The organism is Bacillus sp. XT-4 (assembly GCF_050864245.1).
Classification (GTDB): Bacteria; Bacillota; Bacilli; order Bacillales; family Bacillaceae; genus Bacillus; species Bacillus altitudinis.
In genome coordinates, this window is record NZ_JBPAFI010000004.1 from 165,023 (window position 1) to 180,071 (window position 15,049).

At 39.8% G+C, this 15,049-nt stretch carries 15 protein-coding genes; 13 read left to right on the plus strand and 2 right to left on the minus strand.

Annotation, left to right across the window (positions count from 1 at the left end; genetic code table 11):
- The first annotated feature begins 35 nt into the window (after positions 1–35).
- The 10 genes from ACRRMM_RS12945 (at position 36) to ACRRMM_RS12990 (ending at position 9,780) form a co-directional block, all read left to right on the plus strand.
- Positions 36–404: a carboxymuconolactone decarboxylase family protein gene (locus tag ACRRMM_RS12945; protein ID WP_003212803.1), complete on the plus strand. Its 369-nt coding sequence runs from the start codon at positions 36–38 to the stop codon at positions 402–404.
- 215 nt (positions 405–619) lie between these two features.
- Entirely contained in the window at positions 620–757 is a 138-nt protein-coding gene (locus tag ACRRMM_RS12950; RefSeq protein ID WP_008356693.1) for a hypothetical protein, read from the plus strand.
- Between the two features lie 210 nt (positions 758–967).
- A complete protein-coding gene (gene sufC / locus ACRRMM_RS12955; RefSeq protein ID WP_007500355.1) occupies positions 968–1,753 on the plus strand; it encodes a Fe-S cluster assembly ATPase SufC in 786 nt (261 codons plus the stop codon).
- A gap of 18 nt (positions 1,754–1,771) precedes the next feature.
- A complete protein-coding gene (gene sufD / locus ACRRMM_RS12960; protein ID WP_008347022.1) occupies positions 1,772–3,085 on the plus strand; it encodes a Fe-S cluster assembly protein SufD in 1,314 nt (437 codons plus the stop codon).
- Complete coding sequence (locus ACRRMM_RS12965; RefSeq protein ID WP_035389339.1) at positions 3,085–4,305, plus strand: cysteine desulfurase; 1,221 nt, start codon at positions 3,085–3,087, stop codon at positions 4,303–4,305. Before sufD ends, ACRRMM_RS12965 begins: the two co-directional genes overlap by 1 nt.
- On the plus strand, positions 4,295–4,741 hold the full coding sequence (gene sufU, locus ACRRMM_RS12970) for a Fe-S cluster assembly sulfur transfer protein SufU (RefSeq protein ID WP_008347017.1): 447 nt from the start codon (positions 4,295–4,297) through the stop codon (positions 4,739–4,741). The genes ACRRMM_RS12965 and sufU overlap by 11 nt, the downstream gene beginning before the upstream one ends.
- A gap of 17 nt (positions 4,742–4,758) precedes the next feature.
- Positions 4,759–6,156 carry a Fe-S cluster assembly protein SufB gene (gene sufB, locus ACRRMM_RS12975; RefSeq protein WP_007500362.1) on the plus strand — a complete coding sequence of 466 codons (1,398 nt, stop codon included), beginning with the start codon at positions 4,759–4,761 and terminating at the stop codon, positions 6,154–6,156.
- A 394-nt stretch (positions 6,157–6,550) separates the two neighbouring features.
- Entirely contained in the window at positions 6,551–7,153 is a 603-nt protein-coding gene (locus ACRRMM_RS12980; RefSeq protein ID WP_428828598.1) for a DUF3885 domain-containing protein, read from the plus strand.
- 146 nt (positions 7,154–7,299) lie between these two features.
- Positions 7,300–7,866 (plus strand): TetR/AcrR family transcriptional regulator, encoded by a 567-nt coding sequence (locus tag ACRRMM_RS12985; protein ID WP_428828597.1) that lies wholly within the window; start codon positions 7,300–7,302, stop codon positions 7,864–7,866.
- A 57-nt stretch (positions 7,867–7,923) separates the two neighbouring features.
- Positions 7,924–9,780, plus strand: a complete 1,857-nt coding sequence (locus ACRRMM_RS12990) for an alpha/beta fold hydrolase (protein WP_428828596.1) — start codon at positions 7,924–7,926, stop codon at positions 9,778–9,780.
- 78 nt (positions 9,781–9,858) lie between these two features.
- On the opposite strand, the gene ACRRMM_RS12995 is transcribed toward ACRRMM_RS12990, so the two are convergent.
- Positions 9,859–10,503 carry an FMN-dependent NADH-azoreductase gene (locus tag ACRRMM_RS12995; protein WP_428828595.1) on the minus strand — a complete coding sequence of 215 codons (645 nt, stop codon included), beginning with the start codon at positions 10,501–10,503 and terminating at the stop codon, positions 9,859–9,861.
- An 83-nt stretch (positions 10,504–10,586) separates the two neighbouring features.
- Between ACRRMM_RS12995 and ACRRMM_RS13000 the strand changes: the two genes are divergently transcribed.
- Entirely contained in the window at positions 10,587–11,525 is a 939-nt protein-coding gene (locus ACRRMM_RS13000; RefSeq protein WP_428828594.1) for a helix-turn-helix transcriptional regulator, read from the plus strand.
- Between the two features lie 77 nt (positions 11,526–11,602).
- Here the strand turns inward: ACRRMM_RS13000 and ACRRMM_RS13005 are convergent, their stop codons facing one another.
- On the minus strand, positions 11,603–12,808 hold the full coding sequence (locus ACRRMM_RS13005; protein ID WP_428828593.1) for a DUF418 domain-containing protein: 1,206 nt from the start codon (positions 12,806–12,808) through the stop codon (positions 11,603–11,605).
- A gap of 236 nt (positions 12,809–13,044) precedes the next feature.
- Here ACRRMM_RS13005 and ACRRMM_RS13010 point away from each other — a divergent pair, with 236 nt between their 5' ends.
- Together ACRRMM_RS13010 and ACRRMM_RS13015 are read left to right on the plus strand one after the other, a co-directional pair.
- Entirely contained in the window at positions 13,045–13,740 is a 696-nt protein-coding gene (locus ACRRMM_RS13010) for a response regulator transcription factor (RefSeq protein WP_008347003.1), read from the plus strand.
- Positions 13,727–15,034 (plus strand): HAMP domain-containing sensor histidine kinase, encoded by a 1,308-nt coding sequence (locus ACRRMM_RS13015; protein WP_428828592.1) that lies wholly within the window; start codon positions 13,727–13,729, stop codon positions 15,032–15,034. Before ACRRMM_RS13010 ends, ACRRMM_RS13015 begins: the two co-directional genes overlap by 14 nt.
- The last annotated feature ends 15 nt before the right edge of the window (positions 15,035–15,049 follow it).

Genomic DNA, 15,049 nt, shown 5'->3' on the forward strand with positions numbered 1-15,049 from the left:
AAAACGAACAAATGACCTGAAGGGATGGAATGAAGATGAATGAACAGCATATGAGCGGATCGATGCAGCAATCACTGACGGATTATAAAACGGCAATGGGTGAATTTCAGAAGAAAATGCCGGTGTTTGGCAAGAAATTTAATGAATTTACGGAGCAGTGCTTTCAGAGCGATTCCTTAACACAAAAAGAAAAACAAATGATTGCCCTCGGCATCAGCATTCATGCACAGGATGAATATTGCATGATCTATCATACAAAGGGAGCGCTCGACCAAGGCGCAACAGAAGAGAATTTGCTGGAGGTCGTCAGTGTGGCGGCAGCGTTTGGCGGCGGTGCTGCACTAAGTCAAGGCATCACAGTTGTTCAGCAATGTATTGATGAATTTGGAGGACAGACGCATTAAGGGAAGGATAAGATGGTATTTTTCCATATCAGGGAGTTGAGTCGTTCTCAGCCGGTTGTGTGAGAAAATATGCCAGCATAGCGTGTTATATCCCTTTTGAGTGAAGCAGCATGCCTTTGATACAATGAAGCTACACTCAAAGAAGGGAATGGTTTATTATTTGTTCGGACCAGAGTACACTGGGATTGGATTATACCGCCGAGATGGAAAAGGCCATGCATCAATCTCATGGCATGAGTTATGCAGAGTACGAAAGAGACCATGACTTACGAATGAAAGTAGAACTTAAACGAGAGCAGTCCTATCGAGATGAGAAAAGACAGCTCGCAAAAATGAATATACGAGGCTATTGATAGCTAAGGGGCGGGGAGAACAGTTTCCCGCCCCTTCTTTATGAAAACAGTCTTTTCGACATAAATCCTTTTATCTACCTGTATTTTTTGTTAGAATTTTGAGAGCATCCTCTCACGCTTGTCGTGAATGTGTTGTATTCACTTTTAATTTGTTATAAAATTAGAATGAGAATAAATTGAGAATAATGATTATTTTGGAGGTATCGATATATGACTGCTTCGACATTAACAATTAAGGACTTGCACGTTGAGATTGAAGGGAAAGAAATCTTAAAAGGTGTAAACCTAGAAATAAAAGGTGGAGAATTCCACGCAGTAATGGGACCAAACGGTACAGGTAAATCTACTTTATCTGCTGCAATCATGGGCCACCCTAAGTATGAAGTGACAAAAGGCAGCATCTTGCTTGATGGCGAAGATGTTCTTGAAATGGAAGTAGATGAGCGCGCTCAAGCGGGTCTTTTCCTTGCAATGCAATATCCATCTGAAATTAGTGGTGTAACAAATGCAGACTTCCTTCGTTCGGCTATTAACGCACGCAGAGAAGAAGGCGATGAAATCTCTCTCATGAAATTCATCCGCAAAATGGACGAAAACATGGAATTCCTTGAAATGGACCCAGATATGGCGCAACGCTACCTAAACGAAGGTTTCTCAGGCGGGGAGAAAAAACGCAACGAAATTCTTCAATTAATGATGATTGAACCAAAAATCGCCATCCTTGACGAAATCGATTCTGGTCTTGATATCGATGCGCTGAAAGTTGTTTCTAAAGGAATTAATAAAATGCGCGGCGAAAGCTTCGGCTGCTTAATGATCACTCACTATCAGCGTTTATTGAACTACATCACACCAGATCACGTTCATGTCATGATGCAAGGACGTATTGTGAAATCTGGCGGACCAGAACTCGCGCAGCGTCTAGAAGCAGAAGGTTATGACTGGATTAAAAAAGAGTTAGGAATTGAAGACGAAACTGTTGGTCAAGAAGCGTAAGCGTTAGGAGGATTATTGATGACATTAGAAACGAAATTATCAGTAGATCAAGATTATGTCAAAAGCTTCTCCGAGAAGCATCAGGAACCGGCATGGATGAGTTCCCTTCGCTTACAGGCTCTTGAAAAAGCAGAAGACCTTCCAATGCCAAAGCCTGACAAAACGAATATTTCTAAATGGAATTTAACCAATTTCAAACAGCATACAGTCGAAAGTGCGCCATTTGGATCTTTAGAAGAGCTTCCTGAAGAAGTGAAGTCTCTTATTGATTTAGAGGACACAGATAAGACAGTCTACATTCAGCGTGATCAAACGCCAGCATACTTGTCTCTTTCTACTGAAGCAAAAGACAAAGGCGTGATCTTCACTGATATCCATACTGCGATTCGCGAACATGGAGACCTAGTGAAGAAATATTTCATGACTGATGCAGTGAAAGTGGATGAGCACAAACTAACAGCTCTACATGCTGCTTTAGTGAATGGCGGAGCTTTCCTCTATGTACCGAAAAACGTAGAGCTTGAAGCACCAATTCAAGCCGTTTATCTTCATGAAAATGACGAAACAACGTTGTTCAACCATGTCATCGTTGTAGCAGACGATCATAGTGCTGTGACATATGTCGAAAACTACATCAGTACGGCAACACCAGAAGAAGCGATCTTCAATATCGTGTCTGAAGTCTTCACGGGTGCAAATGCCCGCGTCACTTACGGTGCAGTGGATAACCTTGCAGAAGGTGTGACAGTCTATGTGAATAGACGTGGTATGGCAAATGGTCGTGACAGTAAAATCGAATGGGCGCTTGGTCTGATGAATGATGGAGACGTCGTGTCTGAAAACATCACGAAGCTTATGGGCGACGGTACATTCGGTGATACAAAATCAGTTGTTGTTGGCCGCGGGAATCAAACGGAAAACTTCACAACAAGCATCATCCACTTCGGTAAAAACTCTGAAGGGTATATCTTGAAGCATGGTGTCATGAAGGATCAAGCATCTTCTATCTTTAACGGGATTGGTAAAATCGAGCATGGCGCAACGAAGTCAAATGCAGAGCAAGAATCTCGTGTTCTCATGCTGAGTGAGAAAGCACGCGGTGACGCTAACCCAATTCTTTTAATCGATGAAGATGATGTAACAGCAGGGCACGCTGCGTCTGTTGGGCGTGTTGATCCAATTCAACTCTATTACCTCATGAGCCGTGGGATTTCCAAAGAAGATGCAGAAAGACTTGTCATTTATGGCTTCTTAAATCCAGTCGTCAAAGAACTGCCGATTGAAGGAGTAAAAAAGCAGCTCGTTTCTGTGATCGAAAGGAAAGTAAAATAATGAATATCAAAGACGTTCGTGAGCAGTTTCCAATTCTTCATCAGCAAGTGAACGGACATGATTTGGTGTATTTGGACAGTGCAGCGACATCTCAAAAACCACGAGTTGTCATTGATGCAATGAATGAGTATTACCGGTCTTACAACTCGAACGTCCACCGGGGTGTTCATACCCTTGGCACAAGAGCAACGGACGCATACGAGGGTGCAAGAGAAAAAGTTCGAGCATTCATTGGCGCTTCTTCTGTCCAGGAGATTATTTTTACTAGAGGTACAACAACAGCACTGAACACAGTGGCAATCAGCTATGCTAGAGCAAACCTTAAAGAAGGCGATGAGATCGTCATTACGCATATGGAACATCATGCGAATATCATCCCTTGGCAGCAGGCAGCAAAAGCAACTGGCGCCACATTGAAATATATTCCGTTACAGGAAGACGGCACGCTGTCGCTTGAAGATGTGAAGCAAACCATCACACATCAAACGAAAATCGTTGCTGTCACACATGTCTCAAACGTATTAGGAACCATCAACCCAATTAAAGACATCGCAAAGATTGCTCACGATCACGGTGCAATTATCGTCGTCGATGGTGCCCAGAGCACCCCGCACATGCAAATTGATGTTCAGGATCTAGATTGTGACTTTTTCGCTTTCTCTGGGCATAAAATGTGTGGACCGACTGGCATTGGTGTTCTTTACGGGAAGAAGGACCTTTTGAATAATATGGAGCCTGCTGAGTTTGGCGGTGAAATGATCGACTTTGTGGATCTATATGATTCTACATGGAAAGAGCTGCCGTGGAAATTTGAAGCGGGAACACCGATTATTGCAGGAGCAATTGGGCTCGGAAAAGCGATTGATTTCTTAAATGACATCGGAATGGAAGAAGTCAGCCGTTACGAGCATCAGCTTGCGACTTATGCACTTGAGCGCTTTAAGGAGCTTGAAGGTGCCACGGTTTACGGACCGCAGCACCGAGCTGGACTTGTGACGTTTAACTTAGACGACGTCCATCCTCATGATGCCTCAACTGTTCTAGATACGGAAGGTGTCGCCATTCGTGCTGGACATCACTGTGCACAGCCGCTCATGAAATGGCTTGGTGTATCAGCGACTGCAAGAGCAAGCTTCTATCTGTACAATACAGAAGAGGAGATTGACGAGCTCATGGCAGCGCTCCGTAAGACAAAGGAGTATTTTACGAATGTCTTTTAATGTAAACTTAGACACACTGTACAGACAAGTGATTATGGATCATTATAAAAATCCGAGAAACAAAGGTGTGTTAAACGACAGCATTGTCGTCGATATGAACAACCCAACGTGTGGTGACCGCATTCGTCTCACGATGAAAATCGAAGACGAAAAAGTCATCGATGCGAAATTTGAAGGAGAAGGATGCTCGATTTCGATGGCATCTGCCTCTATGATGACGCAGGCGATTAAAGGGAAAGATATTGAAACAGCTTTGAAAATGTCTCAGATTTTCTCCGATATGATGCTAGGAAAAGAATACGACGATTCCATTGATCTTGGTGACATTGAGGCGCTGCAGGGAGTCGCAAAATTCCCGGCGCGCATCAAATGTGCAACATTATCCTGGAAGGCGCTTGAAAAAGGCGCATCTGCCGAAGATAACGGCAAATCATAAGATTGGAGTGAAAATGGATGGCTAAAAAAATGCCAGATGTTGGTGAATATAAATACGGCTTTTCTGATAAAGACGTTTCCATTTTCCGTTCAGAGCGCGGACTGACAAAAGAGATCGTTGAAGAAATTTCTCGTATGAAAGAAGAGCCTCAGTGGATGCTCGACTTCCGTTTGAAATCTCTTGAGCACTTTTACAACATGCCGATGCCACAATGGGGCGGAGATTTAAATGCATTAAACTTTGATGAAATTACGTACTACGTAAAACCATCAGAACGCTCTGAGCGTTCTTGGGATGAAGTACCAGAAGAAATCAAACAAACCTTTGATAAGCTTGGAATCCCTGAAGCAGAGCAAAAGTACTTAGCAGGTGTATCTGCTCAGTACGAATCTGAAGTTGTGTATCACAACATGAAGCAAGATCTTGAAGATTTAGGCATTGTGTTTAAAGATACAGACAGTGCATTAAAAGAGAACGAAGACATCTTCCGTGAGCACTGGGCAAAAGTCATTCCTCCGACTGACAACAAATTTGCTGCGCTTAACTCGGCTGTATGGTCTGGTGGTTCATTCATCTACGTACCAAAAGGCGTAAAAGTAGATACACCACTTCAAGCATACTTCCGAATCAACTCTGAGAACATGGGTCAGTTCGAACGTACACTGATCATCGTTGATGAAGGCGCACACGTGCATTACGTAGAAGGTTGTACAGCTCCAGTTTACACAACAAACTCACTTCACAGTGCGGTTGTTGAAATCATCGTCAAAAAAGGCGGCTACTGCCGTTATACAACGATTCAAAACTGGGCAAACAACGTCTTCAACCTTGTGACGAAACGTACAGTATGTGAAGAAAATGCAACAATGGAATGGATTGATGGAAACATCGGTTCTAAGCTGACAATGAAATACCCAGCTGTCATCTTAAAAGGTGAAGGCGCTCGTGGTATGACATTAAGTATTGCCCTAGCAGGTAAAGGTCAGCACCAAGATGCAGGTGCAAAAATGATTCACCTTGCACCAAACACATCTTCAACGATCGTATCGAAATCGATTTCCAAACAAGGCGGTAAAGTCACATACCGTGGAATCGTTCACTTCGGACGTAAAGCAGAGGGTGCACGCTCAAACATCGAGTGTGATACACTCATCATGGATAACAAATCAACATCTGATACAATTCCTTACAATGAAATCTTAAACGACAACATTTCATTAGAGCACGAAGCGAAAGTATCGAAAGTATCAGAAGAACAGCTATTCTACTTGATGAGCCGCGGAATTTCTGAAGAAGAAGCAACAGAAATGATCGTCATGGGCTTCATCGAGCCATTCACAAAAGAACTACCAATGGAATACGCCGTTGAAATGAACCGTTTGATTAAGTTTGAAATGGAAGGTTCTATTGGTTAATACAGAGGATTGAAAATGATTGATATAAGAGGTTGATGAAGCGTGCCGAATTTGTGCCGATCAAGATGACCTTTTAGTGTAGGAGACGAACTTTTTAAGTTCGTCTTTTTCTATTTCATTGGTTACATCTAAGTTGACAATGAATAAAAAACTTTATTGAATGATACTGGGGTTAAGATTTCTCTTTTCACTAAGAAGGTTAAAGGTAACAAGAGTGGAAAGATCCTGCATCTGGTTTGTCCATTTCAAGAGATCTTGGGAAAGGGAATTCTCATGGAGGAGGTTACTACAAATTAATGAATAAATCCGGAGAGCGTATAGCTACACTAAATAAAAGTGGTCGAGTATTAATAAAATAAGAATTGTACATAAAAGAATGAATGGAGAATGAGATATGGTTCACCTAGATTATTTACAAAGTGAATTCAATATTGATTTAATTAATGATTCCTTTAACGAGTTACCTCTAAGCCTTCATATTCAACTCGAAAAAGATATGTATCAGTTTAATGATCAAGGCCATTTAAATCCTCAATATTTTAATAAGGTTTATAATGTTGCAATAAGTATATTTGATGAACTTTTTGGGGAGAACGATTTATTGTTCGTCGTCACAATTGTTCGAAGCGAGCATTCATTACAGAGGCCGATAGGAGTATATAGTAAGTATTCAAAAAAAATTAATAAATACAGACTCAATGTAAAAAATTCTAAAGATGAGAATGGAAAAGTCATTCAGTATTCTTTAGAAACAAAAAAACAGCATATAGAGTACAAGAAAATAATCAAGGCTATATGTAATCAAGATTTTAAAAGTATGGCTCCGAGGTTCAATGACAAATATAGTAGTTATCCTGAAATATTCTTTATAAATAAAGATTTTATTTATCATATTTATGATGACAGAGGGGCATTCTTATTATTTAAGGATGAGAAAAAGTATGAAAAATTTAAAACAAAGTATAGTACTTTAATGGTAGGAGAAGATTATAATTAAAAGAAACTCTCTTATTGTTAGTTTCCTCATTTGCGTTTGACCGCATTGAGAAAACTTTTTCATCAAACTCTTTTCTAAATGATCATAAATACTTGCAACATATAATTTAGTACTGTATAGTTCTAATTATGACAAAGGTAAAATTAATGAATCAAAAACGTGTACTTGAAGTAGCTGCAACATTATTTTTGGAAAAAGGGTTTGCTTATACAAGTATGGATGAATTGGTACGTGTAAGCAAAGTTTCAAAGTCTAATGTGTATTATCACTTTTCTAATAAGGAGGAATTATTAGAAGGGGTCGTTGATTATTGGATTGATATGTATCAAGCTGCAATGGATGACGTACTGTCTCAGACCCAATTTTCAGTTGAAGATCGTATTCAACTGTTTTTAAAGCAATTATCACAAGGCGTTCAGTCGAGAGAGTATAAGGGCGGCTGTCCATTTATTACTCTTTATATTCAAAGTCCTGCACAGGCCACACAAATAAAAGAAAAAATAGGCCTGTTTTTCACAGGATTACAAAAGAAAGTTTCTCTATTACTAAAACAAGGGGTAGAGAATGGAGAATTCAGAAAGACGATTCAGATTGATGAGGTGGCATCACTTTTTATGACAAATCTTGAAGGAGCGTTATTTATTTCAGAAACATTGAAGGATGCAACTGTCATCACAAAAACAGCAGATCATTTATTTAACTTGCTTCGATAAAGAAGCATTTTTTTTACATCAAATTAGTACTGAATAGTACTAAAAAGGAGATTTCACATGAAAACAGTATTTTTAACGGGTGGAACAGGGTTTATCGGAAAGCAATTAGTGAAAGAATTAGTCAAAGAGGATGTGAACATTCTTCTTTTAGTAAGGTCAAAAAGTAAAGCAACACGCATTTTTCAAGAAAGAGGCATTTTAAAAGAGGCGGTGATGCACTTTGTTGAAGGTGATTTGACGAAAGTCGATTTGGGTCTAAGTCCTGAAGATCATGAGAAGGTATTGAAAACGGATGTGATCATTCACGCAGGAGGCCCGATGGATATTCAAGCGACAAGTAAAGAGGCAGCTTCCGTCTTTTTAAATGGCGCCAAACACATTAGTGAGTTAGCTAAAAGTATTCATCAATCGAAGGGTTTACAGCAATTTATCCATGTTGTCGGTTATATGAGTCCCTTTGATGATCAAAATAGCAAGATTGCCATCGACGTGTTTGAAGAAGGGAACGATTACTTGAAAATAAAAAATCCTTATGAGAGAACAAAGTTTTTAGCAGATCTTTATATTCGTCAGCAGGCATCAGCAGTAGGTTATCCGCTTTCTATCATTAATCCGCCAACTGTCGTTGGAAGTAGTCAAACAGGGAGTACAGAGCAAATTGCAGGATTAGGTTTGCTTGTAAAGAGTATGCGAAGAGGGCTCATGCCGGTGATTCCTGGAGGTAAGGACTATCGGTTACCACTTATTTCAAACGATGAGTTTGCGAAGTTTATTGTACAGGTTTTCAAGTTGGAGCAGCCGGCTATTCAAACATATACACTTGTTGAAGACAAAGAGCACGATCAGAACGTTGCTGGACTATTAAGTATGATGTCAGAAAGTATGAATATGAGGACGCCAAACATCTCTGTCCCAATGCCGCTGATGAAAGCTATCATGAATAGTGGCGTAAGTAAACTCACAAACATTCCTTCTGACGGATTGAATTTTATGACAAAACGAACGTTCTCAAATGTTTCAGTGAAAAAAATAATGGGAGAAGATTGGATTAAGAAGACGAGTGTCATGACATTTTTCCCTGCTGTAGTAGCGGATCTAGATTATCGAATGATGGCTCAAAATGGTGAGCACCAACATTTATTTAAACGAACATTATGCGATAACACGACCCTTTACCAATTACAAGGAGAGGGGAAGCCGTTTATTTTATTACATGGTTTATTGAGTGATGGAGAAGATTTATTTCCTTTAGCACAAGAGCTTCATGAGAAAACAGGTCAACCTGTATGGATCTTGGACCTTCCTGGTTTGGGCCGTTCTCCATTTAAACGAGCGAAATATCTTCTAGATATCTATTTAAATGTAGTGAAAAAAGTAATAGAGAAAGCGACGAATGGTGCACATCTAATCGGTCATTCATTCGGTGCGTTTATCTTACTGGAAGCATTGGGACAAGGGTACATAGATAAGGAGTATTCCATCACTTTACTTCAGCCGCCTGTCGCTAAAAAAAATGCTAAATCGCTAAATGTTCCACAATGGATGAACAAATGGTCATTAAAATTAGCAACTCCTAAAATGATAGAGCGTTATGTATTAAGAAATGGTTTGTTTGAAAGCATGGAAAGCATCCCTGAACATTATATTGAAAAAATCAGAAACAGCTTTACTTCTCCTAGAATTTTAAATACGACGGTTCAGCTTAACCATTTATTACGGAAAACCGATCAAGGTGACTTTAAAGAAGTCACAAAGGATCATCTTCACATGATTTGGGGGGAGTATGACAGAGGCTATTCTGCGCCATCGCATCTTGGGAAGGTTGATTTTGTTCCGTATGGCCATCATTTCCCTCTTAGCCATCCGAGTGAAACGGCAGCATTAGTCATCAATAATATTTGTACTAGCAGATAGGAGTCACCCCAAAACGAAAAAATAAGATTGATGACAAGTGAGCAAAATTTTTCGTTCGGGGTCTTGAAAAAATAGAGGTTAACGAGGTGCATAAAACGCATCTAAGGTTTTCGTCATATCATCAGATGCAGATTGTAAGATCACATCTTGCTCTAAAATCGCTGTTCCTTGTGCCCGGACAATATGAAATTGTTGAAAACCCATCAAGTTTTGGAATATTTCCTTTAGATAATAATATGAAAATTCCAGTGGTGTGTACCGATCGTTATTTGTGAAAATTGAGCCACTTGCTTGAAGCAAAAGTACACGATAACCGTCAGTCATCAGACCAACTGAACCATCTTCTGTATATTTAAACGTTTCTCTAGCAATAAAGATATTATCTATATAATCTTTCATTCGTGAAGTCACATTGAAATTATGAACAGGTGACACGATCACAATTCGATGATGTGCTTTGAATTGAGCCAATAAAGCAGAGGAAGAAGCGGCGATTTTTTCCTCCGCAGCTGTTAATGTTTGTTCAGATGCTTGCTTTTCCCAAATACGTAGCAGCTGGTCTTTTTCGATACGGGGAATTTCAGTTCCATATAAATGTAAAATTGTTGGCTCCTCATGAGGGAATCTTTTTTTAAACTGTTCTAAAAATAGTGTTTGTAGTTTGCTTGAATAACTTTCTCGATCAGTGAAATCAGGGTGCGTGTTAATAATGAATGTTTTCATATAAATACTCCTTTTCTTTTGATAAACTGAGTATAAAATATAAAGGTGACAAAACATGTCACCTTTTTCAGAAGGAAAATCAAATGAAAAAATCAGAACGATTAAACCAAGAGCTTATTTTCTTAAGTGATAAATATTCATTTCAATTAAAAGATTTAGAAACTGAATTTGGCATTTCTAAACGTACGGCTTTAAGAGATATGGAAGAACTAGAGTCCATGGGCTTAGCTTTTTATGTTGAAAATGGCAGACATGGAGGATATCGGCTCGTGAATCAATCTCCATTGGTTCCGATCTATTTTCAAATAGATGAAGTTCAAGCCATTTTTTTCGCTCTTAAAGCGCTAGATCTGTTGTCAGCAACACCGTTTAAAAAGTCTTACTCACAGATTCGCCAAAAACTGTTTGCTACAATGTCTGATGAGAGAAAACATCGGATCACGGAGATTTTGGATGTGATTCATTACTATCATGTCGCACCAGTGAGTGAACAACATCATTTGGATTTGATATTGCAGGCAATGATGGAAGATCAAATCGTGAAGATGACATACACTCAATATGAACATAAAAGGATCAGGCTACAATTTCTTGAGTTGTTTTATCGAAATGGGATTTGGTTTACCGAAGCATATGATGTTCTGAATAAAAAGTGGGGCATCTACAGATGTGATTGTATGACGGACATGATGATCGAAGAAGAAACAAAAGACACTTTTACGAAGGAAGAATTAAAAGCACTGCAGCTCGAGTACGAAAAAACCTATCATGATATCTCTTTTAAATGTCGATTAACGGAACAAGGGAAAGAGAAGTTTTTGAAGAATCATTATCCGAATATGAGATTGGAGACCATTGATGATACGCCTTATATAGTGGGTGGGTACAACCAAGAAGAATTATCGTATATGACTCACTATTTGATCTCATTTGGGAAACATGTGAAAATTGAATACCCTGATGAATTAAAAGAGAGTTATTTGACACAATTGCAAGAAATGATGGATCAATATATAAAATGAACGGATTGTATCTGAATCACAAAAACTCAACACATGAAAAAAGGCGAACTGTCGTAATTCGCCTTTTTCTATTACTTCTACTTCGCTGCCTGAAATGTATTTGTTTTCGATTGGTTATTGACCTTTCCATACGTCAGCTGACGCCAGATAAATTCCATCGGTCCAGACTTAAATCGCTTTAACCATAACGTACTGAAAAGGACAAGGAAGGCATACACGCCAATGCCAATGAAGAACGTACCAGCGGGTTGAAGATGATCTGCAAGTCCGGCTCCATATTTCAGAAACAGCACTGTTCCAATGATCGAGTGAAGCAAATAGCAGGTCAGGGACATCCGTCCGACCTTGGTAAAAACCATCAAAGCACCTCGCAGCTGAGGAACGTGCAAAAACAGCATCGCAAGTGAACTCATATAGAACATACTGCCAGTTAATCCTCCGTTTTGCTCAAGTGCAGAGACAATGTTCATCCATGGCGTATGTTCAAAAGGGGTGACCGCTGTCATAATCGTACTGCCTTGTGTGATAAGAAAAGCGATTGTACAAATCATCCAAATACGATTCCAAATCGCTTTTTTCGTCTCCATGTTTTTGAAAAACGACATTTTCACAAAATACACACCAAGTAAAAACATGAAGAACATCGAATAGACAGTGGAAAATGAGCTGGAAGCCATCGTGAACATATCCGTCCACCGGTCACCTATCGATGCTAAATAAGTCAGACTGTTGTGACTGTTCAATTCAAAATCGGCAAAATCCGGCTTGCCTGATGATCCCGTACTAATGGAATTGAGCAGCATGGTGAAAAAAGGCGTGAGCAATTGAATCACAAAGAGTGTGATCAGCCAGTACAGGATGGTTTTGGCTGTGCGTTTGTAAAAGAAAAGCAATAAGAAGCCCGCGACAGCATAATAGGTTAAAATATCTCCAATCCATACAAACGTGACATGCAGAAGACCAATCCCTAAGAGAATGGTTAATCTGCGAGCAAACAACTTGTTCGGGCTGTCCACCTTTTGAGCGGCTCGATCCATAAATATCATAAAACCAACCCCGAATAGAAAAGAAAATAACGTAATGAATTTCCCTGAGGCGAACCAATTCACCAAGTTGTGAAATACATCATTAGACTCCATCTCAAATCCCTTGACCGAATCCACAATCAAAAAATAGTTGACCAAAATAATCCCCATTAAGGCGAATCCTCGTACGATATCCAAAAAATGCACCCGTTCTTTGAGACTCATTGGTTGTCCGTGTTCTACTTTGCTTACATTCATATCAATGCTCCTTTTCGTGTATTGGATCTAAAGATAGATCCTTCAATGAATCAATATACAGGCCAATTCTTAATCATTTATGAAGATCCAATTTTTTGAAAATAAATGTGACAACTTGATGGCAATTGATCATATTCATAAACACTTAAGATTTATGGTGTATCTTTTCACATAGCTAGATGATATATAGTAATAACATATAAGAATGAAGTCATGGAGGATGAGGTGAGAGAGATATGACCCATCGAATATTAGTTGTAGAGGATGATCAGGATATTAGTGACCTGTTGCAGGAATCTCTGACACGTACAGGGTATGAGGTGTTGAGAGCCATGAATGGCAAGCAGGCATTGTATGTTGTAGATGATTCGCTTGATTTGGTGATTTTGGATGTCATGATGCCAGGTATCTCCGGTATAGAAACGTGCCAGCAAATAAGAGCCTCCTCAAACGTTCCCATTTTATTTCTGACAGCCAGATCAAGTACATTGGATAAAACCGAAGGATTACTCGCTGGCGGAGATGATTATATGACAAAACCTTTTTCAGAAGAGGAGCTTCACGCTAGGGTCATGGCGCAATTGCGCAGATATACCATCTATCAGGAAAAAAAGGAACAGGAAGAAACCTATTTAGTTGGCGGTAGCCTGAAGGTGAGTGAGGAATTTAATGAAGTGTGGAAAAATGGGCAGCAAATCAAGTTATCTGATTTAGAATATCGGATATTAAAACTGCTCATGAACAAACGAAACAAAATATTTTCTGCTCAAAATATTTATGAAAGCGTGTGGGGCCAGCCTTATTTTTATTGTTCAAACAATACGGTCATGGTGCATATCCGAAAGCTGCGTGCCAAAATTGAAGATGACCCGGCTCGTCCCGTGTATATCAAAACAGAATGGGGGAGAGGATACCGGTTTGGCACATCGTAAATATACGCTGACCAAAAAGCTGTCACTGCTCATTTTGGTCGCTGCTATCGTAAGTGGTGTTGTCTTTTTGACACTGCAAAAGATCACCGATCACCTGATTGAAGGATATTTAAGTTCGGATGAGTACTATAAGGAAGAATCTGCTAGATACATTCAAACATTCAGCCGCTACGTTTCAGAACATGAGCTGACTTCAACGGATCGAAAAGCATTCGGTGAGTGGGTGAAAAAAGAAGATTATATTAATCTCACTGTTTACAAGGATGAAGTGCTTCAATATGACTCGATTTACTCTGCCGCTGATGAATCGGCCTATGGAAAAGAAAAGGTGACCGACTACGCAAAGCGTCATTCTTACCCGGTTCAATTTAGCGACGGAGAAGGTAGGGTTATGGTAGACGGGTTTTACTCCTCTCGATATCACGATCTCGCCTTTACACTAGAACTGCTTGGTGCAACACTCATTTTTCTCCTGATTGTGCTTGTTGGCATTCGCCGAAGCCTACGTTACTTGCAAACGATCCGTGAAGAGATTCATATTCTTGAAGGCGGTGAGCTCGATTATGAGATGACAGTGAAGGGGCATGATGAATTGGCCATGATTGCAAAGAGCATTGAGGATTTAAGAACAGCCTTTTTGGACAAGCTTCAGGCTATTGATGATCTGCAGGAAGAGAGCCGCAGCTTGGTGACCGAAATGTCGCATGATATGAGGACCCCGCTGACATCACTCATCATGAATCTGGAATTTGCCAAAAAAGAGGAGGCTCTAGCGGATACCCGCAAGGAGAAGTATATAGCGAGTGCGTATGGAAAAGCCCTGCAATTAAAGAATCTGTCTGACAATCTATTTGCCTATTTCCTGCTAGATAAAGAGCACGAGTCAGAGCTTGAAACCGTTGCAGTGAAAGAAGTGATTTATGATCTTCTATCAGATCAGGTCGCCCTGCTGCATCAGGAGAATTTCACGGTCCATATTGTAGGCGAAATGCCGGATAGCTATATTAATGTGAATGTCGAGGAGCTTGGCAGAGTATTTGATAATGTGATGTCTAACTTACGTAAATACGCAGATCCTGAAAAGAACATTCAGATCACTTTTTTATCCGACCAAGATGTCTTTGAAATCCATGTGAGCAATGCGATAAAAAAGACAGACATCATACCGGAAAGCAATGGACTCGGGGAACGAAGCATCAAGCGGATGATGTCCCGAATGCATGGACAGTTTGAAAGTGTAGAAAAGAACGATACCTACTACATCGTGCTGCGATTTTGGAATACCAAAATGTAGAGAGCAAAAACAACA